The organism is Paracoccus sp. UBA5162, from assembly GCF_002413585.1.
Taxonomy (GTDB): Bacteria; Pseudomonadota; Alphaproteobacteria; order Rhodobacterales; family Rhodobacteraceae; genus Paracoccus.
In genome coordinates this window covers 12,349-13,805 of the sequence record NZ_DHXG01000037.1, presented here as the reverse complement: position 1 = coordinate 13,805, position 1,457 = coordinate 12,349, and the positions used below count along the sequence as shown (strand labels likewise).

The following is a 1,457-nucleotide window of genomic DNA, read 5'->3' as shown; positions in this document are numbered from 1 at the left end:
GGCGCGCACAAGATCAACAACGTGCTGGGCCAGATCCTTCTGGCCCGGCGGATGGGCAAGACCCGGATCATCGCCGAAACGGGGGCGGGCCAGCACGGCGTGGCGACCGCCACGGTCTGCGCCCGGTTCGGTCTGCAATGCGTGGTCTACATGGGCGCGCATGATGTCGAACGGCAGGCGCCCAACGTGTTCCGGATGCGCCTGCTGGGCGCCGACGTGATCCCCGTCACCAGCGGTCGCGGCACGTTGAAGGATGCCATGAACGATGCGCTGCGCGACTGGGTCACCAATGTCCGCGACACTTTCTACTGCATCGGTACCGTGGCGGGGCCGCATCCCTATCCCGCCATGGTCCGCGATTTCCAGTCGATCATCGGCAAGGAAGCGCGCGAACAGATCCTCGCGCGCGAGGGGCGTCTGCCCGACACGATCATTGCGGCGATTGGGGGCGGATCGAACGCGATGGGCCTGTTCTACCCATTCCTCGACGACAGCGAGGTCGCGATCATCGGCGTCGAGGCGGGCGGCAAGGGCGTGGATGACCGGATGCAGCATTGCGCCAGCCTGACCGGCGGGCGCGCGGGGGTGCTGCATGGCAACCGCACCTATCTGTTGCAGGACGAGGACGGGCAGATTCTGGAAGGCCATTCGATCAGCGCCGGGCTGGATTATCCCGGCATCGGGCCGGAACATGCCTGGCTGAAGGACGTGAACCGGGCGCAATATGTCAGCATCACCGACGACGAGGCGTTGAGAGCGTTCCAATTGTGCTGCGAGACCGAGGGCATCATCCCGGCGCTCGAACCCAGCCACGCTTTGGCCCATGTGATGAAGATCGCGCCCGATCTGCCGGCGGATCATCTGATCGTGATGAACATGTGCGGTCGCGGCGACAAGGACATCTTCACCGTTGCCAAGCATCTGGGTGTCGATATCCGGGCCTGAACCCACGCATCCGCGAATCGCGCCATGGCCGGGGCACCGCATGAGGGGGCCAGGCGCAACAGGCTCTCCGCAATCGGCCGGGGCGACCTCCCAGGTCTGTTTTTCTTTCGTGTTTTCAGCATGGCACTTTCGTTTATCGCGCCGATCCTGGTCCCGTGGTCCAATGGGCTGCGGCCACCTTGGATTGCTAGGTTTGCAAGACGCCGGGACGATCCGGTGCCAAGCACAAAAGGAACACGACATGCGCACGAAATTGAGCCTTGCAGCGACAATCCTGATGCTGGGGGCGGCTGCTTCCTATGCCCAGGTGAACAGGACCGTCAACACGCAGGGCGCGGTCAACCTTCACGCCAACTCGGCCGGCGACACGGCCGAGGACAGGTCCGGCGCGGACAACGATTCGGTCGAGCATTCCAGCACCCAGGGAGGCAATGCAGGCGTCGACAATGATTCTGTCAGCCACGAAGCTCAGGGTCAGGACAGCCACGACGACGGCAAGGGCGATGCCGAGA

2 protein-coding genes are annotated in these 1,457 nt (G+C 64.0%); both read left to right on the top strand.

The features are described from left to right. The coding region (gene trpB, locus B4A72_RS05030) for a tryptophan synthase subunit beta (protein ID WP_292978184.1) at positions 1 to 945 on the top strand (945 nt) is incomplete at its 5' end. A 241-nt stretch (positions 946 to 1,186) separates the two neighbouring features. After that, a partial coding sequence (locus B4A72_RS05025) for a hypothetical protein (protein ID WP_292978183.1) occupies positions 1,187 to 1,457 on the top strand: 271 nt, incomplete at its 3' end.